The sequence below is a fragment of the Arthrobacter sp. B2a2-09 genome (assembly GCF_027587375.1).
In the GTDB taxonomy this organism is placed as follows: Bacteria; Actinomycetota; Actinomycetes; order Actinomycetales; family Micrococcaceae; genus Arthrobacter.
This window is the reverse complement of sequence record NZ_JAMXIC010000003.1, coordinates 17,500-39,941: the sequence shown is the minus strand read 5'-3', so window position 1 is coordinate 39,941 and position 22,442 is coordinate 17,500. Positions and strand designations below refer to the sequence as shown.

Here is a 22,442-nt window from a genome sequence, read left to right as displayed (position 1 = left end):
CGATCGCCGGCCAAAACACCTATTTCACACGATTGAACTGTGGGGACATGAACTACGCAGAAGAGCATTCCGCGCCGCGCATCCGAGTCAGTGTTTGCATGGCTACGTTCATGGGGGCGAAATTTATCCACGAGCAGCTCGACTCCATCCTTTCCCAGCTCTCCGACGATGACGAGGTCGTCATTGTCGACGATGCTTCAAGGGATGAAACGGTCGCAAAGATCTTGGCTGTTACCGATCCGCGCATCAGGTTGATTCGTGCGGAAACCAACCAGGGGTACGTCAGGTCCTTCGGGCAGGCAGTCCTCGCCAGTCGAGGCGAGTTCATTTTTCTGGCCGACCAGGATGACGTGTGGACTGAAGGCCGCGTTGATTCGATGCTGGCGGCCTTGACGACGGCCGCGGTCGTCGCGAGTAATTTCGATGTCCTGGGCGGGGGGCCGAGGCCCAACATTCGCAAGCTGGATTCAGCGGACAGCCGACGACACTTGGGCAACCTCTTCGGAATCCTCATAGGCTATCGCGCCTACTATGGCTGTGGCATGGCATTCCGTCGGGACATCCTTGACCTGTTCAGCCCAATCCCCGGCTATCTTCGCGAATCGCACGACTTATGGCTGGCGATAGTCGGCAATGTATCGGGATCGATCACACACCTGGATCGCAGCACCCTGCTTCGGCGACTTCATGAGGACAACGCAACGCCCCGAGGTTGGAGGTCCCTTCGTGTCATTCTCGCGGCAAGGGTGGTCTTGATCCGCCTAATGCTGGAGGCACGACGGCGGTCCCTCGCATCGCAACGTTGAGGCCAGACCTGTAGTCAACGCCCTGCCGGGCACCGGGCCCGCGATATTCAGCCGGTAAGCTGACTGAATGCAGAAAATCCTTGTCACCGGCGGCGCCGGCTTCATCGGTTCCAACTTCGTCCACTATCTTGTGGCCAACACTGATGCGCGTGTAACTGTCCTGGACAAACTCACGTACGCGGGCAACCCGGAGTCCATCAGCGGCCTGCCGGAAGACCGCGTCACTCTGGTGAAGGGCGATATCGCCGACGCGGCCCTGGTCGACGGACTCGTCGCGGCGACCGACGTCGTGGTCCATTACGCCGCAGAGTCGCACAATGACAACTCCCTGCATGACCCGCGTCCCTTCCTGGACACCAACATCATCGGCACGTACACGCTGATCGAGGCCGCCCGGAAACACGGCAAGCGCTTCCACCACATCTCCACCGACGAGGTCTACGGCGACCTCGAGCTCGATGACCCGGAACGGTTCACCGAGAACACGCCCTACAACCCCTCCAGCCCCTACTCCTCGACGAAGGCCGGTTCAGACCTGCTGGTCCGGGCTTGGGTGCGCTCCTTCGGGTTGCAGGCCACCATCAGCAACTGCTCGAACAATTACGGCCCGTACCAACACGTGGAAAAGTTCATCCCGCGACAGATCACCAATGTGATCGATGGGATCCGCCCGAAGCTCTATGGCAAGGGCGAGAACGTCCGCGACTGGATCCACGCGAACGACCACTCCTCCGCCGTGCTTGCCATCATCGAAAAGGGCCGGATCGGGGAGACGTACCTCATCGGCGCTGACGGTGAGAAGAACAATAAGGATGTCGTGGAGCTGATCCTGGCGCACATGGGCCAGGAAAACGACGCCTACGACCACGTGGTGGACCGGCCGGGCCATGACCTCCGTTACGCGATCGACTCCACGAAGCTGCGCATGGAGCTGGACTGGAAGCCAGAGTTCTCCAACTTCGAGGCCGGCATCGAAGACACCATCAAGTGGTACCGCGACAACGAAGCATGGTGGCGTCCCCAGAAGGCCGAAACCGAGGCCAAGTACAAGGAACAGGGCCAATAGACGATGTCGATCGAGTTTTCCAAGCAGCTGAGCGCCCGCGAAACGCCGATTCCCGGCGTCGTCCTTTACGAACTTCCCGTCCACGGCGACAACCGCGGCTGGTTCAAGGAGAACTGGCAGCGCGAGAAGATGCTGGCACTGGGGCTTCCGGACTTCAAGCCGGTACAGAACAACATCTCCTTCAACGAAAAAGCCGGTACCACCCGCGGCATCCACGCCGAACCTTGGGACAAATTCATCTCCGTGGCTACCGGCAAGATCTTCGGCGCCTGGGTGGACTTGCGCGAAGGGCCGTCGTTCGGTGCCGTATTCACCGCCGAATTGGATCCGAGCCAGGCAATCTTCATTCCCAGGGGTGTGGGCAACGCTTTCCAGACCCTGGAAGACAACACCGCTTACACCTACTTGGTCAACGACCACTGGAGCGCTGACGCACAGGGCCAGTACACCTTCCTGAACCTGGCCGACGAGACAGCGGCCATCGACTGGCCCATTCCGCTCGAGCGGGCCGAGCTCTCGGACAAAGACAAAGCCCACCCGCGCCTGGCGGATGTGCGGCCGATGGGCCCGAAGAAGACGCTGGTTCTAGGTGCCAACGGCCAGCTGGGCAAAGCCCTTCGGGAACTGTACGACGGCGATGCCTCCGTCGAGTTTGCCGGTCGCGCTGAGTTCGACCTCAGTTCCCCGGATGCGATTGCGCAAAAGAACTGGAAGAACTACTCCGCCGTCATCAACGCAGCCGCTTACACCGCCGTCGACGCAGCCGAAACCCCGGAAGGCCGCGAGGCCGCCTGGGAGACCAACGTCGCTGCCGTCGCCCGTCTGGCACGTGCCGCCGTCGAGCACGACCTGACGCTGGTGCATGTCTCCTCCGACTATGTGTTCGACGGCGCTGCTGACACCCACGGGGAAGACGAGCCAGTCTCGCCGCTGGGCGTGTACGGGCAGACGAAGGCCGCCGGCGACGCCGTGGTCAGCGTCGTTCCAAAGCACTACGTCGTGCGCACCAGCTGGGTCATTGGCGAGGGCAACAATTTCGTCCGCACCATGGCTTCCCTCGCCGCACGCGGGATTGAACCTTCCGTCGTCAACGACCAGATCGGCCGCTTGACCTTCACCGAGGATATCGCCGCGGGAATCAAACACTTGCTGGACTCCCGCGCCAGCTACGGCACGTACAACCTCAGCAACTCCGGTGAGCCGCAATCCTGGGCTGACATCGCCGCCGACGTCTACGAGCTCAGCGGTGCGGCACGGGACTCCGTCACAGGCGTCACCACCGAAGAGTACTTCCGTGGCAAAGCCGCCGCTCCACGCCCGCTCAAGAGCGTCCTGGACCTGAGCAAGATCCGGGCAGCGGGATTCGACCCGCGGTCCGCCCGGGAAGCTCTTGACGCCTACCTCGCCACCAGTCCCGCGATCGGCTAGCGGCTGACCGAGATGGCTTATGACTCTTCCTCATTCGGCGTGGTGGCCCTCGCCGCATACCGCCCTGACTGGGACCTTTTCCGGACCCAGCTTCGGTCTATCCAGGATCAAAGCCACACCGATTTTGTCTGCCTGATCTCCGCCGACGGCGGAGACCAGGAGATCGCGGAATTTGTCAAAGCGGAGCTCAACGACGACAGCCGGTTTCGGGTTCTCGGATTCCCGGAAAGGCTGGGGTTTTACGCTAACTTCGAGAGGGCTGTTCAGGCTGTTCCCCCTGAAGCACTTTGGGTGGCGTTGGCGGACCAGGATGATCGGTGGTACCCCTCCAAACTCGCGACGCTTATTCCCCAACTGAATGATGTAGCGCTGGTTTCGGGGCAGGCCAGGGTGGTCCGAAACCCCGGGCATGAGGTTGTGGCTGATTCCACGGCTCGAAAGAACGTTCCTTTTGGCGCATTGGTTGCCCAAAACCAAGTGACTGGAAGCCTTTGCGTCTTCCGCAGGGAACTTCTCGACGTGGCGCTTCCCTTTCCGCGGCTGGAAACCATCACACAGGTCCACGACCATTGGCTCGCAGTGTGCGCCGCCGCCACAGGTGGTGCCGTGGTGGTAGAGGATGTGCTGCAGGACTACGTCCAACACGGCGGCAATGTCCTTGGCGAGGTGGAAGACCACCGAGGCATCCTGTCATCATGGCGGCACCTTGCGTCGATGTCGAAGAAATACCATGGCAGCAAGAGCCTGCTGGCGATGCTGCGCACATCCAACGACCTGAGCTTTGGGTGGCGCCGGGCCATGATGGACTGCCTGAAGACCCGGGTTGCCATCAATTCCACCGACTTGGAGTCGGGTCTTTCGGCCTTTTCCAGCGGTCATGCGTGGGGGCCGACGCTGAGGGTTTTGTGGTCAGGCCTGCGTAGTGGGGACATCGCAGCGCCGTGCGTCCTGGAATTCGTTGCGGGTGCTCCGGCGGAGCTCTTCGTCAACGGATTTGGAGCCCGCAGGCGCTGACTAAGGAGCGGTTGGGCCGGTGCCTGGATCCTGCACGGACGCAGGCACCGGCTTCAGCGCCTGCTCCCTGAAGTGTCGCCTTACGGCCAGCACTTGGAAGGTCGCCACGACAACCTCAGAAACGCCGACCGCCCAGGCCACGCCCGAGCCCCCGTACAGCGCCCCCATGGCGAACATCAGGGGAATGTTTAGGATTGCGCCTAGCGCCGTCGATTTGGCGAGGATGGCACCTTCGCCCAGCGGTATGAGACATGCCAGGCCGACAACTTGGGCCACCAACACTGCCGAGAAGATCAAACCAAAGGGAATGCTTAACGCGTATCCGACAGTGATCTCACCTCGCGAGAAGATCGGGCTTGCCCACGGGATCAGAACTGCCAGGAGCACGCCGCCCAGAGCCCCAACAGCGGGAACGAACTTGGCCACTAGCTGTATGCGTTCCAGGCTGCGGGATCGTCCAGCTTCGGGTATCCAGCCCTGCACGACTTGCAGCACCGGCCCAAACCCGGCCACGGCAAATCTGAACAGTTTGTCCGTGAGGGCATAGAGGGGGACCGCCGATGGGACGACGAGCGAGACTGCGATCATCGGTAGATTGCTGTTGATGGTCCCGGTGCCTGCAGCGATGACGCCGAATTTTTGGTTCCGAAGCCGTTGCATGGCTGGAACGAACCCCAAGTTCACTGTCAGCGGTGTCTCATGTTTACCCTTCATGGCAGCCAGGGCTCCGACCGCGACGGCGATGATGTTAAACGCAAGCAGGCTGCCGGCAAACACGATTGCGTAAGGGAAGAATTGCAGCAGAATCACGCCGGTGATGACGCCTAGTCCTTGGGGGAGCACATCAAAGAACAGAAGGGACCACGGCTTGGCTTGGCCGATGAAATACCAAGAGGCGCCGAGGAACGGCAATAAGTAGGCCAGCGACGCAACCGCAGCAGCCAGGGGATCCACCCGGGTCAACAGAAGAAGCACGAAAAACATCACTGGCGCAGCGAAGAGGAAAAGATAGAGCCGGCTGACAATCGAATCCAAGAACAGCTGGGGCCGCCGTGATACGGGAGTAGAGGCCACCATGGCTGCGCCGACGGTTCCCCACCCGAACGCGACGACGACGCCGAATATCGCCGCCGTCGCTTGCGCCACTGCCAGTTCACCCCATATCCCTGGACCCAAAGTCGATATCACAAAGGGGATGGCGAGGAGATTTACGGCAGTTGAAAACAAAAGCGACGTTGCAAAGCCTCCGAATCGGCGCAGCAGAGCAGAAGCGGGCTTCGAAGCCACGGATGTTCCCCGTTCGTGTCGGTATTTGCGCTTGGCCGATCGGCCCGGCTCATTGGCCGAACAGAATCTTACCTTGGGTATGTCGGCTTCACCGACAGCGTTCGCCCTTTCGCAGGCTGAAGGCGGCCCCGCGTTGGGGCCGCCGCCACACTAGAACGTGACGTTCGTGCAACCCAGGAACGTGTTTCCCAAGGAGAAGGGAGACGTGGCTATTCCATGCGCGCATACCCGGTACGTGCCTCGCTGGAGGATGTTTGTCGACAGCGAGTAACCATGGTCTCCCGTGGTCTTCATCGCGGCGTTGACATCGGGCCTTGGCAGATTGGCGATTATCGGGAAGTACTTTTGCTGGGTGTCTGGCTGTGTCACGTAGACGTGCACCTCAATTGAGGCGCTGGTGGTCGGGTCCATGGCCCATCCGGAGGCGGTCAGGGACGTGACGCCGTTCGTCGTCGAGAGCTTGACCGAGTCCAGATATCCTATGGGCTTGGCACTGACGCCGACCGTGACGGACTTGCAACCGAGCAGGGTGTTGCCTGGGGCGACGGGGCTAAGGGCGATAGCCCAGGAACAGACCCTGTACGTGCCCGGCGCGCTAAGCGGTATGTCAGTCTGGTATCCATGGTCCCCGGGGACTTGAAGAACCTGGTTCACGTCCGTCCGTGGCTGTGAACCAGTGATCTTGTACAGCTGGGTGGTGCCGTCCGGCGCCTGTACGTAGATGTGCACCGCAATTTGCCTGGTGGTGTCTCCATAATCCAGGGCCCAGCCACGCGTGGTCAGCGAGGCCGTGGTGCTGGTCGTCTTCACGTCAACGGAGTCAAGGGACCCGACCGGCATGGCTGCTGCAGCGATGGTGAAGGACTTACATCCCATGTCCGAGTGGAGATACTGGCCCACTGCGTAGAGGCAAATGCGGTAGGTGCCTGCTTTTGTGATGTTGATGTCCTGCTGGAAACCGTGATTGCCTCCAACGCCCAAGACATTATTCACGTCAGGCCGATATGCATTCGCGGGTATCTCATAGAGAGTGCTCGAACCGTCAGGTGCGTATAGATAGGCGTGAGCGGCCGCGGTCGACGATGTGTTGTTCATGTCCACAGCCCATCCACTGACCCTGAAGCTCACCTTGTCCGCGGTGCGGATTTCGTAGGCCTGTTCGAGGTTGCCGATGGGCGGTTCCGCTCCTACGGCCGAGACGGTCTTGCATCCCAATCCAACGTTGGTGAATTTTCCGATGGCGTAGACGCAGACTTGGTAGTTCCCGGACACGGTAACGGGGATTTGTTGCTCAAAACCATGGTTGTCACCAAGTCCCAGAGCTTGATTTACATCCGGTCTATAACCTGTGGCCGGGATCTTGTAGAGCTGCTGGGAGCCATTCGGAGCCGTGACGTAGGCGTGTGCTTCTGTGGTGTTTTGGGGAAGTGCCGTGTCCGCAGCCCAGCCCCGGAACCTTAGCGAAGCGGCCGTGTCGGTTCGTTCTGCGGTGAGGCTATCAAACGATCCCTGCGGCGTCGTGCCCGCAAAGACCGCGAGCGAGGCGTATGAGCCGTTCCATACGTTCGAATCCCCTTGGAACGGGCCGGTGCTGCTGTATTGCCACATGCTGAATTGGTTCCAGCTGGCCGGCAAAACACCCGGCGAATTGCCTGGGGAAGAGGGGTAGGAAGCAATCCACAGCGGGTATGCACTGAAGGAAGCCGAGTTTCCGGTGCATCGAGCCCACCAATCGGTAGTGCTGTAAATAACGGGGTACCGGCCGGTCAGGGCTTGTACGGTGTTCCCGAAATCCGCTATCCAGCTGGTCATCTGCGCACCCGACATGCCATAGCAAACGTCGCCGAAGTAGAAGCCGCCGATTGTTTGGCCCTCATAGGGGTTGTATTCGATGTCCAGGACCGGCGGGAGTGTGTAGCCGTCCGGGCTCCACCCTCCACCGTTTGCGATGAAGTACCTAGCCTGGTCGGCCCCCGAGGACCAGTTGGGAATGGCGAAGTGATACGCGCCGCGGATCATGCCGACGCTGCGTGAGCCGTCGTATTGCTGGGAGAAATTCCCATTGACGTAGTAGTTGCCCTCCGAGGCCTTCACGTAGGCGAAACGTGAACCTTGGTTCCACTGGGATGCCCAATCGACGTTCCCTTGGTACGCGCTGACATCCTGCCCAGCTACGCCTATCGAAGGAGACCAGTGTCCGGTGTCAAGTGCCATGGCGAGCGTTCCTGCCACTGCGCGCGATCCGGTGGGTGCAGCGCTCAACGGAAGGCTTTTGTTGGCCAAGACACGCGGCGACCGCTGGCCCATTTCGGCTCCACCGCTGGGAATCGCCTGGAGCATGGCGCGCTTCATCGCGTCGCCGATAATGGGAGCGCTGCCGGGCATCGCTGGCATTGCGACCGGCGCAGGTGTGGCGACTGGCGCCGTCGTCTCTGCAGCGGGGACTGTCAACGGACTCAGCGCATTTGCTGGAGCAGACGGTCCGGGAACGGGGGAGCCACCAGAAACTGCCGGAGTTAGGACGGGTTTCGTGCCCGCGGGTATTCCTGCTTTTGCAACCGGCGTCTGTGCTGAAGCAGCGGGTATCGCGCTTTCCGATGGGATGGCCCCGGCCACGGTGAGAGTCAAGCCGAGCGCGATACCTAGTGCGACGCCAGCGCGCGCGACGGGGAATCGAGATGCCTTTACAGCGGTGGTTCGTTTCATTTTCAATTCCGGCAAGGTACCGCTCTGTGAGGGCACATGGTGAAAGCTTCGCCTGCAGCTCCGATAATGAACACCTCTGCAGTGCACCATAAAGCCAGCTCCTAACCGGGACACCATAGCATTCGGTGGCAGGAGTGGCCAGAGTTTCATGTGTTGCCAGTGTGACTAGTGGGTGAATAGTTATTCATCGGCTCAGCGTCCGTTTTTGGCGTTGTAGCGGTACATGAACGCAGCCATTGCGTCGCGGTTGACAGGGTTCAGCGGCCGGTAGGTCCGGTCCGAGTATCCGGTGGTGATGCCGGTGGACGCCAGCCAGGTGATTTCGAGGTAGAACGGGCTGGCCGGGGTGAGATCGGCGAACGGTGAGGCACCGGGCGGGTTGTATACGGGTTTGCCGGCAAGTCGGTAGAGGAACGCAGCCATGGCGTCGCGGTTGACAGGATCCGAGGGGCGGTAGGTGCCGTCGGGGTATCCGGTGGTGATACCGGTGGTGGCCAGCCAAGTGATTTCCTTGTAGAACGGTGAAAGCAGCCCAATGTCCCTGAACGGAGAGATGACCGGGGGGATGTAGGTGGGGCTTCCTTTGAGACGGTAGAGGAAAGCGGCCATAGCCTCGCGGGTGACGGGTTGGACGGGGCGGAACGTACCGTCGGGATAGCCCGTGGTGATGCCGTTATAGGCCATCCACGTCACTTCTACGTAGAAAGGGTAGCTGCCGGGGATGTCGGTGAACGAAGGCGGGCTCGAAGGAGTGAATGCTGTCAGACCTTGCGCGGTGCCGAGTCCGGTGGGCCCGTCGTATCCGTAGCCGGCGGTGCACAGATAAGGGAGGTTGCACGTGCCGTTCGCACCGTTGGCAACATCGTTCAGCGCCCAGGGGGAGCCGTAGGCAAGCTGTGCAGGGGAGATTCCCGCAGGCGGAGGGCCGGCGAGGGCGTACGTAGCTGCAATAACGGGGGCGGCAGCGCTGGTTCCGCCAAAGACCATCCACCCGCTCATCCCGCTGCTCGGGGTGCTGTCGTAGACGGCGACGCCGGTGCTCGGGTCGGCAACTGAGGCCAGATCGGCGACGGTGCGGTTGGGACAGCCCGTGTCGTGCTGCCAAGCGGGCTTGGGCTCGTAGGCGGAGCAGCCGCTACCCGGACCGGCTGCGCCGGATCCGGTGGACCCCCAAGCGCGTTCGGTCCAACCCCGGACTTTGCTTGTGTCGAGGGTCAGGGTCGTGCCGCCGGCTGCGACGACGTTGGGGGAAGACGCAGGATAGTTCACGGTGGGCGAGGCGGTGGCGTTCGTGTAGCCGTTGTCACCGGAGCTGGCCACGAGGGGGATCCCGGGGTGATTGAAGTAGAGGGCATCGTATCCGGTGATCCCAGGGGATTCCGGGCCGCCGAAGCTCATCGACACGGCACTGGCACCTAGATTGACCGCGGTATTGACCGCGGTACCCAGATCGGTGAGGGAATTGGAATTGGCCTCGACGAGCAGGATGTTGCAGTTGGGGCAGGCCGCCGAGACCATTTGGACATCGAGGGACGTTTCCTGCGCCCACGCTGCGTTGGGGGACGGCAGGGAGGTCCCGCCGGCCTGGTTCACTTTCCGGAAGCACCCTGAAGCGGAGGAACACGGCCCCTGCCCATACCTCGTCCGGTAGACAGCCAAATCCGCCTCGACAGTCGGGGCATCGTACGGATCGATTACCGCTACGGTTCTGCCGGTGCCGGCGGTGAGTGAGGGCAGCTTATAGGCGGACTGCAGGTCTGCGGGCCCGTACCCGGCGGGGAGGAGCTGCCCGGCGGCCAGGGGACCAGCGACTTCATCGTCGATCTCCGCATGGCACGATGCGTAGCCTGGGGGTGCGTCCCCGCATACCTTAGAGTGGCGGTGGCCCTTCAACCGTGCCATGGCCTGGGCAGCCGGTGTGGGCTGAGGGGGCGGGACTGATGCCGACGATGTGCCAGGAGGGGAGCCGGTTGAACTCTCTTCTGCTTGCGCGGGCGTGACAATCGCGGAAAGTAGCATCAGCACCGCGGCACCGGTCACCAGGCGAGGCCTGCTGAACCAGCGGCGACGAGCGTAACCGCGCGGTGTCGTCGGCATGGAATCCTTCCTTGCACGGGAATTCCGCGTCTGGAGTGGCCAGAGATTCACGTGTTTCTGGTGTGACTTGCGGATAAGACAATTATCCACAGGTCCCCCAAAATGACTTGGTTCCATGTTGCAACCTCCCCTACTTTTAACCTTGTTGAAGGTTTTCCGCAGCGCCTGGGCGCATGCTGCATTGGGGGGAAAATGGAGGCTTTGCGCATCGTCGAGGACGAAGTCCGAGAGCTGATTCGTCGGCGCGGACTGGACCCTTTGAATCAAGCAGTCGAAGTTCACAGGCTCGTCGAGGCCGCCGTGAATGACTACGATGAGCGGGCGCTTCTCGGCCCCTTGCCTCCATTGGGACACTTGGACACGGCACGCAAGTACGTGTTCGACGCCGTTGCCGGCTTCGGTCCGCTCCAGCCACTTCTGGATGACCCCACCATCGAAGAGGTCTGGCTCAACGCGCCCAACGAGGTTTACGTTGCCCGGAATGGCGAATCCGAACTCACCTCGATCAGCCTCAGCGAGCAGCAGGTTCGAGACCTCGTTGAGCGGATGCTTAAGAGTTCAGGGCGCAGGCTGGACCTCTCGTCACCCTTTGTTGACGCGGCCCTGCCTTCATTTATCTAACCCTTTTGGTCATTTTCCCCTATATCTCGGGGGCGCAAGTGTAAGCGACTGTCAGTAACATCATCTTTGCAAGTTCACCGGGCCCGCAGCGCTGGCCTCGCCTCTGCGTGCCCTGATGGATGGCAAAACCCCAGGAAGCTTCGGACGAATCCCGCTGGCATCTACATGTGCCTGACGTTCGGCGCTGCGTCGCGCGAAATGCCCCGCTGGAGCGCGTGAGGACCCGCGTATCGTGTTGGCATAGCCGTGAAAGATGAGCGCCGCCTTATCTCACGAAGGACGGCAGAGATTATCCCGCGGGAGCGGCACGAGGAGATGTTGATCTCGCGTTCCAGGTCATGGTCACACCACCCCGGTCTTGGGGAGGCTTGTGAAAAAGTGAAATATCTCTAATGGTTGTGGCTGGCCTGGGACTGGCTGGCAGACTGGCGTCTGGCCCTGCGGTGTGTGACCCCTGAAATATCTGGCCAGTCAGTGACGGTGCCTTTCGTTGGACTTGTCCACGCCGCGGGGCTGGCGCCGGACTGGCCTGTTCCGATGGCTTGATAGAAGGTCGTCCACGGCTGCGGCCGTGTGACTCGTTAGAGATACGCCTCGCAACAACCGCTTCCAGACCGACGCCGGGAAACCATTCTGTCGAACTTGGAAGGAGATGCTGCGTGACCGTCGTAGCAGACCGATACGAGCATGTTGTGGGCGTTGATACCCACGCCAGAACGCACACGTACGCCGTCATCGAAACCGCCACGGGTCGGACGCTGGACACCTCGACGTTCCCGACCACCCCAGCCGGGCTGAACAGGGCTGTGGGCTGGATTCAGCGTCGGACCGCCGGTCCGGTACTGGTTGCGGTCGAAGGTACTGGCTCGTACGGTGCCAACCTCGCCAGGAACCTGCACGCCGCGGGGATCGCGGTCTGCGATGTCCGTCCGCCCAAACGCGAGGCCCGCGCAGGGAAGGGTAAGTCGGATGAAATCGATGCTGTCGCGGCCGCCCGAACCGCTCTGGTCTCCGGTACCACGCACCTGGCTGCCCCACGGGCGGACGGGATCCGCTCGGCACTGAGGGTGCTGCTTGTTGCCCGCCGCGCCATGGACTCCCGCCGCACAGCGGATCGTAACGCCCTGACGGCTCTCTTACGCAGCTTCGACCTCGGAGTCGACTGCGTGGCCCAGTCAGAGATGCCCAGATCAGCGCGGTCGCGGCTTGGCGTTCCCGCAGCGCTGACGACGCCACGGCTGCTACGATCCGGTCCGAAGCGCGACGCCTCGCATCTTCCGTCCTTGAACTGACCCGTCAGCTCAAGGACAACCGTGCCGCGCTGGCCAAGCATGTTGACGAGCTTGCTCCCGGCCTGCTCGAGGTCTACGGGCTCGGACCAGTGACTGCTGCCGCCGTCCTGGTCGTCTACTCGCACAAGGGCCGGCTGCGCTCGGAGGCGGCGTTCGCCGCCCTCGCAGGTGCTGCGCCGCTGCAGGCGTCCAGCGTTTACACGGCGAGGCCTTGTATTCCCTGAGCCGGAAGGCATTTCGATGGGTGGCTTACAAACGATCGTTACCGTTGGGCGACCGCGGACGGCTTAGCGCCAGTTTTCCGCGAGATGGTCCCCGACCCCTACTTGCACGGCTCGAAAATGAGGACATCGGCGTCTTCGGCGATCGCGAATGGCACTACAACGCCAACCGTGGACGCCACATCGCCGTCGACAACCGCGTCCGAGTAGTTCAGGCGATAGGTGATTCCCTCTCGCAACTGGCGGGGGCGAACGCGGGTCGCAACCTGGTCGCGGCAGCGGTCGCGGTCGCGATCATAGACGAGTACCACAACAAGGCCGGACGCCGGGTCTGCATACTCGACGGAGTACGTTTGGTCCGAGGGTAGCCCGTGGCGGACGACCCGGCCGCGGTGGATCACGTTCCGAACCGATTTGTAAAGCTGGACCATACGACTGGCAGTCGAGCGCTCCTCCAACGACCATCGGGAGATGTCTGCCCCGATGCCGAGAACGCCGGCCATCGCGACCACGAAACGGTACTCAAGCGAAACGGAAGAGCGATCTCGATGACCTGCTTCCTCAGTCACCCATGAACTCATGACGTGTGCTGGATAGGCGGACAGGAAGCCGTGTTGAATCGCCAGCCGATCGCGGGGGCCTGTCTCATCGCTGGGCCACACCACATCAGATAATGCCAGTACGGCATTGTCGATTCGGGCGCCCCCTGACGCGCAGGCCTCAATGGTGACGTTCGGGAACTCCTCCCGGAGCATCCGCATCACTTCGTAGTAGCCGCGGGTGTGTTGCAGGCTCCATTCTCCGCTGTGTGCGTCACCTGCTCGGCCGCCATCGCTGATGGGCCGGTTCATGTCCCATTTCAGGTAGGTGATCGGCGCAGACATCAACACTTGGCGGAGTGCGTTCTTGATGAATTCGATGACGTCAGCCCGCCCGAAATCGAGGACGTACTGGTTGCGCGACGTCAGGAGCGGGCGGTCGCCGGCTCGGTAGATCCACTCCGGCTGCTCCCGAAATAGATCGCTCTCAGGGTTCACGGCCTCAGGCTCGACCCACAACCCGAATCGCATCCCCAGTGACAAGACGTGCTGAGCGAGCTCGTCCAGTCCGTTCGGGAACTTGTCGACGTCGGGAACCCAGTCGCCAAGTCCGGAGGTGTCGTCCTTTCTGCCCTTGAACCAACCGTCGTCGAGAACGAAGACCTCGGTCCCAAGTTCTGCTGCCACCTTCGCCAGGGTGCGCTGCTGCTCGAGATCGACATCGAATTCGGTCGCGTACCACGAGTTGTAGACGACGGGCCGATGTGCCTCCGTGAGATCCCGCGTCAGCGCGACGCGCTGGTACTCATGCCAGGCAGCGGCCACCCCGTCAGCGCCGTCGGAGCTGAATACTCCGACGGCCGGTGGGGAGGTGAATCGCTCGCCCGGTCCCAGTGCGATCTGCAGGGTGTCGTCGTCAGCACCGAGGGAGACACGCAAACGGTCACTCGCCGGCGTGCTTTCAATATTGGCCCGCCAGTTTCCGCTCCATTCGAGCGCCACAGAGTAGGCGTCCGCGCTGGCAGCCGACGCCGGTAGGTTGGCGGTGACGACTGGGGCGAACATTGGCCCTGTGGTGCCGTGACGGGAGCCGAACCCAAACGATCCCCATCCGAAGGTCGCGGTCTGCGGAGTGAACTCCTGCGCCCAGGTTCCTGCAAGGTAGTGGATTTGGGGGTCGCGGCCGACTGGAAGGGGCCACCCCGCGCTGTATGCGCGTCGGAGCCATACCGTTGTCCTCGTCGAATTGTTTTCGAATTCGATGTGCCGGCGAACCGCGTCGTGCCGGGAGTCGGTTTGGACGAAGAGCGTCAGTTGTAAGTCACCTGATTCGTCGACGAATCTCGCTCGTAGCAGCGATCGCTCCGCGGTGACATCGAAGTCCACGCCGTTCTCAGGTGCAAGGTGCCAGCGTGATCCTGTCAGCCCGTTCTCCCTGATGACGACGAGTTCGCTGAAGTCAACCTGTCGATCCCCGAGCGCGGCCAGTTCAAGAGGGGCGATGTCCGCCGCGAACCGGAAGGACGGGATTATGTCGGGTTCGGACCAGGGTTGCGGTGCGCTCGTGAGCTGCTTCCCCCAATGGTCCAGAACCAATCCCGATGAGTTGGGGAGAAGGCTCACTACATAGTCTGAATTCTTCGTCGAAAGGGTCCACTGCCCGGCCATTTGATCTCCTTGTTCGTCCTGATTGGGTCCCCGTTAGCGACAGCTGACTGGTTTCCTGCGCCCACTTGTCCCCGTACTGGTTCGGCATCATGCCGTCCAGGGACTCGTGGTTGCTATTTCGTAGATGTCGGATCGACTGACAGTGGGGAAATGCCTCCCTGCCACCGTAATCATCATCCCGGCCGAACTCACCTCGCGGGCGACCGGGAAGTCCGGTGCAATGTGCGCGGTTGATTCGTATCGTGCTACTTGGCTTCCTGAAAGAGCCGGTTCATCCGTAGTTGGAAGTCGACGTTCGCCCATCCCGGGTGGTGTGGAGCGGAGTTCGACCCGGGCAGCGTTCCCCAGTAGCCAAGGTCGGCACACCGCTGGATGGCGTAGGTCGCGAAGTATCGTCCGACGGGCCCATCCTCGAAATCTGCCTCAGGGTGTATCCGATCCAGCCTTCGCCGATCACCGCGGGCACGTCGTGGTGGGCGGCCCAGACCGTGACCGCCCGTAACCGGGCGTCCAACGCCTGCTTCATCGCGATTTCATGATCTGCGAAGTGCCGGTACATCCACTCGTCCCAGGCAATCGGGTCCACCCAGTCATAGGCGTAGAACATGCTCGGAGTGATCCCCGTCGCCTCGAGCCGCCACGGTTCGATCGTTGTCGTCCATTCGTCGAACGGGGGTGCGTCGTCCCTGAGAATAGACTTCAGTTCCTCGCTGGGGAACACAGGCGGCGCTGCGCGTACCTGCGCCCACGCCTCAAGGGCGCCAAGGACTCCATAGATGTAGAAGTGTTGGTGGGCGACCTGCGCGTTGTCGGGGATGGAAGCCAGATCAAGGTAGGGCGGTATACCGTAGCAAACCGTCGACAAGACATCCGGGTGGGCGTCCTGCAGAAGCCTGAGAGCGCTCTCGAGATACGGTCGTTGCGCCCAGAAAGTATCGAGACCCTCCGAGGGGACCTCCGCCAGACGGGAAAGATCGATCTCGTTGTGTATCTCGACATACGCGATGCGGTCCTCAAGAGACTCGCTCTTGAGGTAGGACACCAGTCTTGACTCGGCAAGGGCAAGTGCCTCGTGCCTCTCCTCCGGGGAGATTGCCCGGAGCATGTCGTGCCAGGACGAGTCTGCGAGAAATGCCGGACTCTGTTGGTATTCCCAGGACGAGACGATAACGAAGCAGCCGTGACGTTTTGCCGCCTCGAAAAGAGCCAGGAGGCGGGTCCGCCCGTTGACCACGGCGCCCCCGACGGCCTTGTACCAGCGCGTGCGCTGCCCGGTGTCGCCGCCCATGTTCACGAACTCAAGCGCCGTCGTGTCGATGTCGTGGTCCCCGAAGAGCAGCAGCGGTGCCGCGCAGATGCGGACGGTGTTGTATCCGCGATCGACGGCCTCAGCGAAGGCACGATCAAGATCGTAAAAGGGTTCGCCCTCGACCGTTTGGGTGTACCAGCTGAAGTCCCACAGGGTGATCGTCAGCTTGGCGGGAAGGTGAAATGGGGTCAAAGCGGTAGTCATCGGATACTTTCCACTGATCGTAATTGCGGCCAGACCGCTGCTCAAGGTTTCAACAGGCCCAGGCAGCGACAACGGCAGGCCGTAAGACTGGACAAGTCCAGTCGGAACATACTCGCGACATTTACCATCCCCCACCGCCTTCACGGCCGGGCACCGCCCTAATTTCTCCGGGCTTCGGTGACCCTCTTTGCCGTGAGGACCGGATGGTACGGGACGGAGTCGGTCAGGCGGGGAATGGCTGAGCTAACTTCCCACTGGGCTGGTCATTGCTCGCAGCGAGCTCCGCCAATTGCGCCGTCAGGACTTCGACTTCCCTATTACGGGCTTCCTGGGGGTCGTCGTGGAAGAGCAGCATCGACGGCAGCGACGTCGCGAAGAAGTCAACCGTCGCAGGGGTGCTTGCAAGCTCGTTCACGTAGCTGCCGAGGTCCTCTGCGAGCTCCTTGGCAGCTTGGGTTCTCCCCAGGCGGCGCAGAGCCAGGATCGACCAGAACGTGTTCGTGCTAAACCGTTTTGTGCTCATGTTCACGAAATCACCGACGGAATCCGCGGCGGTCTGCCACCAGGCCCGTGCTGAGGCGTCGTCACCGAGCCGGGCGTACGCTTCACCGTGAAGCCAGTAGAGGTCTGCAGTGTTGGCGAGGGGGTGTCTGCCCTCGCCGAGACTCTGCGGGGGCTGTAGCGCGCTCCCAATGAACTGACGTGCCGTCTCGGGGTCGCCTGACTCCAGTGCATCTGCCGCCAAGGCCTTGTTCGATTGTTCCCAGGCGTCGAGTACTTGGCCTTCGCCGCCCTCCCAGGGTTGGAAGCAGCGGTTCAGCAGGAGTTCACGGGCGCGTGCAGCGCGGCCATTGAGCGTCAAAAGGTTCGCATAAACTATCGTGAGGTCGTCGCGCGACGCCACCAGACCGGGGTGGCTCTCAAGCAGCGCGAGCCGTGAGGAGTCCCTGGCATCGGTCCGAAGCAGCAATTGGTCGTACTCGTACAACAGCTTCGCATCACCTCCAGCCACGGCCAGGGCAATCTCGAAATGGTCGACGGCCTGCCTTGTGTCGCCGAGCACGTTGTAGGCGGCGATACCGAGATTACGATGCACAATGGCCGCATCTTCCGCGTTGGGAGCGTTGTCAGCGGCCTGCTTCCAAAGTGCGATGGCGGTGTAATACGAGCCTTTGTCGTAGTGCCAGCTTCCAAGCAAGGCGGCAGCCCGTCCATCATGCTCGTCCGTCCTAAGCGCGGCCTTCAGGACACTGACATCGGCGAGCCTGGACGGGAGACAGTGTCGCGCGTCGGTGGTTTTCGCGACCGCAAGTGCCTCAAGCGCCTCCCGCCGTCGGCCCAGGGAATAGAGAATCCGGGCCCGGTGATAGTGGACGAGGGGCCCGACCTGCACCTGACCCAATGCAGTCCAACCGGAGGCCGCGGCCGCCAGGCCCAGTACCCGCAACGAGGCGTCAAGGAATCCGGTTTCCGCATACTCGAGCGCCACATCGAGCAGGGTGGGGGCATCCGTCGTAGACGGACGGCCAGCGAGATCCAGAGCCCAGTGATCCAGCGGGTCCCGCTGCAGCTGCGCTTCCAGAACAGCTTGTGCCTCATCGCCGCGGCCTTGTGCACGCAGGACGAGGACCAACAAACAGGTGGCCTGGGAATGCTCGGAATCGAGTCGAAGGACGTCGCGCAGAGCCGTTTCGCACGCCTCGTAGTCACCTGCACGTGAATGAAGGCGAGCGAGCGCATGGCCGGCGGGCACTCTCCATGCGGCATTCCATATGGCCTTTGCAAGGAGCGGGTGCGCCTCGGTGTCCCGCCCTTGGTGCACCAGGTTGATACCGAGGCGGTAGTGCGCCTCGCCGTCGGCCGGATTGGATACCCGGTGGGTTAGCCGCGTGATTGCCCGCCGCAGGTGTGCTTCGGCGGTGGGGAACTGGGCGCCGCGCTCAAGTCTGGCCGCCATCGCGAGGTTGGAGCGGACATCGCCCGGGTCACGTCGCAGGGCCTCCTCCCAATACGGTTCCGGTGACCTGGTGGCATGACGGTACTGCTCAAGGTACTGGCCTGTGTAGAACAGTTCCTCGGTGGTTCCGATCTCACCAGGTGCCGCCGGTTCCGTGGCGGTTTGCGGCTCCTGGTCCGAAGGGGACGGATCGCGGTGTCTCCAGCGGATGAGAACGGAATCGCCGACGCCCACAGTGAGGGTCACGTCGGTTAGTGAATAGGCGGCATTCGTGACAAACTCTGTCACGAATGGCTGCCCGGGGCCTATCGCCTCAAGGACTTGATGGATCACCGTGCCGGCCCGGTTCGTCAGGGTGATTTTGGCGTTGTCGTATGCCCGTGTTGCGGCGACGCCAATGCGAATTCGTGTGCCAGTCTCGGCAGCTTCGATGTCGAGTCGCACGGCGGCGTTCAGGTTGGCCTGATGGGCCGGGCCGATGTCTTGGATCGGGTACCAGAACTGGCTGAACGTTTTGGTTTCTCCGGGTGCTAGGAACGAAAAGTCGGGCTGATTGTCGGTGTAGACGCCCGCCATCAACTCAACGTATGGCCCGTCGGTGTCAGTGAGGTTCCGATCCCAGGCGTGGCCGAAGTCCGAGTTGCCCCACGTCCACTGCTTCTTGCCCGGTGCGATGTGTCGATCGGCCCAGTGCACAAAACCTGCGCCCCGGCCGTGGTCATAGCCGCCGAAGAAGTCATCCTCCGTTGAGAGGACCATGTAAGACGTGGGCACGGGGATGTTGCGATACCAGTCGAGCCGGTCGCCGTCCGTCCGGTCTTCGGTAATCTGGGCGGGGTAATCCACGCCGTAGTACGGCCCTTTCACGCCGGGGAACGTGGCCATGGCGCGCTTGGCGTGGTCGGCAACGAAGTTGACATCTGTCGGAAAGAACGATTGGTAGTTGTCGTTGACGGCCGCGGCGACGTTCGCCCACCAAAGAAAGGTCTGGGTTTCATCGGTGCGGTTGTATAAGCGCACGCGGGCCTCGATGACGCTGCTGTCCGGCCGTAGCCGTATTCCGTGCATGCCCTTCATGCGGGTGAACGGATCATGATCGCTGCACCAGACGGTGATGGAGCCGTCGTCTTCATGCTCGATGGCGTAGTCCGTGGGAAGAAACGTTGCCGGCCGATGGTGCTGGGGCCAGTTGAACTCGACGCCGCCTGAGAGCCACGGGCCGGCGAGCCCGACCAGAGCAGGTTTGATGACATTGTTTCGGTAGAAGAAGTCATAGTCGGCCGTCTTGTCGTAGCCGATGTGGATGCGTCCGCCGAGCTCGGGCAGGATTACCAGCCGCACCCACTCGTTCTCCAGATGCACCGCACGCCATTCGTGTTGCTGTTTGGTATGGCTGATGCGTTCGTGGAATGGCAGCGGATAGACCCGCCCGGATGATCCCTGGTAGACGCGTGAATCCAGGAACGCCGGATAGCTGCTCGGTTCCGCGGGCAGATATGAATCGATCAAGAGCGGTTCGGACCAGGCGGCGACCGGATCTGCGGCATAGCGCTCCGGAACGGGAGGCAGCCTTATGTGTGACTGCCCCCCGGCGTCCGTTGGTCCCTCAGGAACAAGGCTTTCGTGCAGTTCTTTGGGTGGGTGTGACTGTGGGTCCACACTCATATCGGCTTTGACCATGCGAGCCACACTATGAGCATCGACCCCTTGTACAACAGGAGAAAGCAACCGAATATCTGGAGGAAACAACGGTTTGTGCCTTCAACGTCCCGTCCCTGGCCGTCTGGGCTTTCAACGGCGAAGGCCGCTGGTGTCAGCCCTTGTGTTCCTTGCGGTACCGCAGCGGCGTCACGCCGTGCACCTCTTTGAACTTCCGCGAGAAGTAGTAGGAGTCCGGGTATCCCACGGAGTGCGCCACCGAGGCAATGGACTGATTGGTGGTGTCAAGCAATTCCCGGGCCCTCGCCATCCGTAGCTGGGTTTGGTATTGCAACACCGGGTACCCGGTGCGTTCCTTGAACTGTGCAGCGAAATGGGAAGTGCTCAGCCGCGCCATCGCTGCCAGGCCTGCAACAGTGGTTGCCTCGCCCAGGTGAGTCCGCAGATATTCCGTGGCTTGGTCGACCGCAACGCCGCCCCGGTCCGAGGTTGTGCGGTCCGAGGCGAGCAGGGCCATAAGATGCCAGGCTGCACCGGCTGCGGCGAGCAGGCTGGCCGCGGTGGAGTCTCGTTCCATCCAATGGATAACCTCGGTGAGCAGTGCAACGATCCGGTAGATGTCCGAAAGTTCCCGCACAGGTGCCTGGGGTGTCATTCCCGCCGCCGTGAGGAACTCGGGAAGATCCTGTCCGGCGACGTGCATCCACCACAGGGTCCAGGGGTCCGCGGTATCGGCACCGTAGGCGTGAGGTTGTCCGGGCGGGAGGATGATGACCTGTCCGGCTTTGACGGTGAAGCGGCCACCCTCCGTCTGGCACCATCCGCTGCCCCTGGTGCAGACAATGATCACCGCCTGGGGGATGGGCGTACGTCGCACCCTTCCGTGCGATTGTGCTTTGGGGAAGTAGCCGCAATCGGTCACGACGAGGTGTGCTGTGCCCGGCTGGCGCAAGGCTTCACGCACTCGTGGCCGGGGCAGAACAAACATCCGCTGACCGGGGAATCCGTCCGGGATGGCCAGCGGCAAAGCCGGTACTTCAATCATTGTTTTGTCCAGATAGTCAATTGCTTTCTCCTGTTGCGTAGCCGGGAAGCCGCCGTAATGTGTGTCACATGCTCAGAGTGAAGAGAGTTCCCGCTCCACGCAACAGAGCCACAGGCAAGCATATAGATCTTCCACAAAGGAGTGCTGGATGTCCCCGAACCAACTGAGCAGAGGCCGTACGAAAGCGGCTGCCGCTGCCGTCCTACTCGCCGCGACCCTGCTGGCGCTGTCCGCATGTTCCGGCGGTGCGCCGGCGCAGACAAAGGCGGCCGATGACCCGAACGCGACACTGCTGGTCTGGACCGACGCGACCCGCCAAACCGGGTTTGAAGCGTTCCAGAAGGCCAACCCCGACGTCAAGATGAAGATCGAAACGTACGACCCGGCCGCCTTGCTGACCAAGATCCAGCTCTTCAACCGAAGCGGCTCGGGATGGCCGGATGTCGTCTTTTCCCAGTCACCGGACGACGCAGCCGCACTCTCAAGCAGCCTGTACAACTTCACCGCCCCGCTGGACTCCCTGGTTCCCCAGGATGTCCAGAAGAACTTTGGAACGGCCAACGACACCTGCAAAATTAGCGGCAAGCTGGTGTGTCTGAAGAACGACCTCGCCCAGGACGTCCTCTGGTACAACAAGCCGGTCATGGATAAGTTCGGCTACAAACTGCCGACTACCTGGGACGAGTACCAGGCCTTGGGCAAGAAGGTCGCCGCCGAGCACCCCGGATACATCATCGGCGCGGCCGGCGATGTCAACATCTACTACGACTACCTGTGGTCCAGCGGCTGCCCCCTGCAGACCGTCGTCAATGAGACCGAGGTGAAGATCAACACCAAGGACCCGAAGTGCACCCGGGTGGCGGACATGATTGATCCGCTGCTGGCCAACGGTTCAGTGGCGAAGGCCAGCCCGTTCAGCCCGGACGTTGCCGCCCTGGGCAAGGCACAGAAGGTGCTGATGATACCGGCCGCTTCCTGGTTCGGTGACTTTGTCTTCAAGCCTGCGGCCTCGTTCGGTACCCCCGAAGGCGTGATCGCCGCGGCACCGATGCCGACGTGGTCCGGGGAATCCACGAACTACTCCGGCGCGCAGGGCGGCGGGGTGTACATGGTCTCCCAACACTCCAAGAACACGGCCGGCGCCGCGAAGATCGCCCAGTGGATGGCGACCAGCACCGACTATCAGGCGACTGCGCCGACGTACCCGGCCTATGGGCCCGCGGCCACGGCGTGGGCAGCACGGTTGGCGACGGATAAGTTCTATGCCCAGAACCCCTTCCCCGTCCTGCAGGACGCAGCCGGAAAGATCAACCCCGCCGAAAACCCGACCCGGTACGGTATTTCAGCGGTCACCGCGACGGTTGTCGCCGCGATCACCTCCGGCAAGTCGGTCGCCTCTTCGCTGGCGGATCTGCAGACCCAGCTGGCAGGTCTGGCGCAATCAACCGGCTACGCCGTGACCCAGTAGGCTCCATGTACACCGACTGATATGACGGCCTGGGGGTTGGCGGTGCCGAACCGGC

General features: G+C 62.0%; 14 protein-coding genes and 1 pseudogene. 8 read left to right on the top strand and 7 right to left on the bottom strand.

Features of this window, described 5'->3' with window-relative positions; all coding sequences use genetic code 11:
• The first annotated feature begins 47 nt into the window (after window positions 1-47).
• The 4 genes from NFJ07_RS04220 (at window position 48) to NFJ07_RS04205 (ending at window position 4,314) form a co-directional block, all read left to right on the top strand.
• The gene (locus NFJ07_RS04220; RefSeq protein ID WP_269992723.1) at window positions 48-806 is read left to right on the top strand and encodes a glycosyltransferase; all 759 of its coding nucleotides are present in this window, start codon (window positions 48-50) and stop codon (window positions 804-806) included.
• Window positions 807-873: 67 nt separating this feature from the next.
• Window positions 874-1,872 (top strand): dTDP-glucose 4,6-dehydratase, encoded by a 999-nt coding sequence (gene rfbB / locus NFJ07_RS04215; protein ID WP_269992722.1) that lies wholly within the window; start codon window positions 874-876, stop codon window positions 1,870-1,872.
• Between the two features lie 3 nt (window positions 1,873-1,875).
• On the top strand, window positions 1,876-3,300 hold the full coding sequence (locus NFJ07_RS04210) for a bifunctional dTDP-4-dehydrorhamnose 3,5-epimerase family protein/NAD(P)-dependent oxidoreductase (protein ID WP_269992721.1): 1,425 nt from the start codon (window positions 1,876-1,878) through the stop codon (window positions 3,298-3,300).
• 12 nt (window positions 3,301-3,312) lie between these two features.
• Window positions 3,313-4,314 (top strand): glycosyltransferase, encoded by a 1,002-nt coding sequence (locus NFJ07_RS04205; protein WP_269992719.1) that lies wholly within the window; start codon window positions 3,313-3,315, stop codon window positions 4,312-4,314.
• Here the strand turns inward: NFJ07_RS04205 and NFJ07_RS04200 are convergent, their stop codons facing one another.
• From NFJ07_RS04200 to NFJ07_RS04190, 3 genes are all read right to left on the bottom strand, one after another.
• Window positions 4,315-5,601: a lipopolysaccharide biosynthesis protein gene (locus tag NFJ07_RS04200; protein WP_269992718.1), complete on the bottom strand. Its 1,287-nt coding sequence runs from the start codon at window positions 5,599-5,601 to the stop codon at window positions 4,315-4,317.
• Window positions 5,602-5,751: 150 nt separating this feature from the next.
• Window positions 5,752-7,986 (bottom strand): lysozyme, encoded by a 2,235-nt coding sequence (locus NFJ07_RS04195; RefSeq protein WP_269992717.1) that lies wholly within the window; start codon window positions 7,984-7,986, stop codon window positions 5,752-5,754.
• 513 nt (window positions 7,987-8,499) lie between these two features.
• Window positions 8,500-10,404 carry an S-layer homology domain-containing protein gene (locus NFJ07_RS04190; RefSeq protein ID WP_269992716.1) on the bottom strand — a complete coding sequence of 635 codons (1,905 nt, stop codon included), beginning with the start codon at window positions 10,402-10,404 and terminating at the stop codon, window positions 8,500-8,502.
• A gap of 192 nt (window positions 10,405-10,596) precedes the next feature.
• On the opposite strand from NFJ07_RS04190, the pseudogene NFJ07_RS04185 reads away from it, so the two are divergent.
• The 3 genes and pseudogenes from NFJ07_RS04185 to NFJ07_RS25905 all read left to right on the top strand — a co-directional run.
• Window positions 10,597-11,013: pseudogene (locus NFJ07_RS04185) on the top strand (CpaF family protein); the annotation flags it as partial.
• Window positions 11,014-11,684: 671 nt separating this feature from the next.
• Entirely contained in the window at window positions 11,685-12,317 is a 633-nt protein-coding gene (locus NFJ07_RS04180; protein ID WP_269992715.1) for an IS110 family transposase, read from the top strand.
• Window positions 12,215-12,541, top strand: a complete 327-nt coding sequence (locus NFJ07_RS25905; protein ID WP_333482039.1) for a transposase — start codon at window positions 12,215-12,217, stop codon at window positions 12,539-12,541. Before NFJ07_RS04180 ends, NFJ07_RS25905 begins: the two co-directional genes overlap by 103 nt.
• A 98-nt stretch (window positions 12,542-12,639) precedes the next feature.
• On the opposite strand, the gene NFJ07_RS04170 is transcribed toward NFJ07_RS25905, so the two are convergent.
• From NFJ07_RS04170 to NFJ07_RS04155, 4 genes are all read right to left on the bottom strand, one after another.
• Window positions 12,640-14,745 (bottom strand): alpha-galactosidase, encoded by a 2,106-nt coding sequence (locus tag NFJ07_RS04170; protein ID WP_269992714.1) that lies wholly within the window; start codon window positions 14,743-14,745, stop codon window positions 12,640-12,642.
• A 271-nt stretch (window positions 14,746-15,016) separates the two neighbouring features.
• Window positions 15,017-16,258 carry a cellulase-like family protein gene (locus tag NFJ07_RS04165; protein WP_269992713.1) on the bottom strand — a complete coding sequence of 414 codons (1,242 nt, stop codon included), beginning with the start codon at window positions 16,256-16,258 and terminating at the stop codon, window positions 15,017-15,019.
• Window positions 16,259-16,481: 223 nt separating this feature from the next.
• Window positions 16,482-19,895: a DUF5107 domain-containing protein gene (locus tag NFJ07_RS04160; protein ID WP_269992711.1), complete on the bottom strand. Its 3,414-nt coding sequence runs from the start codon at window positions 19,893-19,895 to the stop codon at window positions 16,482-16,484.
• A gap of 133 nt (window positions 19,896-20,028) precedes the next feature.
• Complete coding sequence (locus NFJ07_RS04155; RefSeq protein WP_269992709.1) at window positions 20,029-20,919, bottom strand: AraC family transcriptional regulator; 891 nt, start codon at window positions 20,917-20,919, stop codon at window positions 20,029-20,031.
• Between the two features lie 148 nt (window positions 20,920-21,067).
• Here NFJ07_RS04155 and NFJ07_RS04150 point away from each other — a divergent pair, with 148 nt between their 5' ends.
• On the top strand, window positions 21,068-22,387 hold the full coding sequence (locus tag NFJ07_RS04150; protein WP_269992707.1) for an ABC transporter substrate-binding protein: 1,320 nt from the start codon (window positions 21,068-21,070) through the stop codon (window positions 22,385-22,387).
• Window positions 22,388-22,442: the final 55 nt, after the last annotated feature.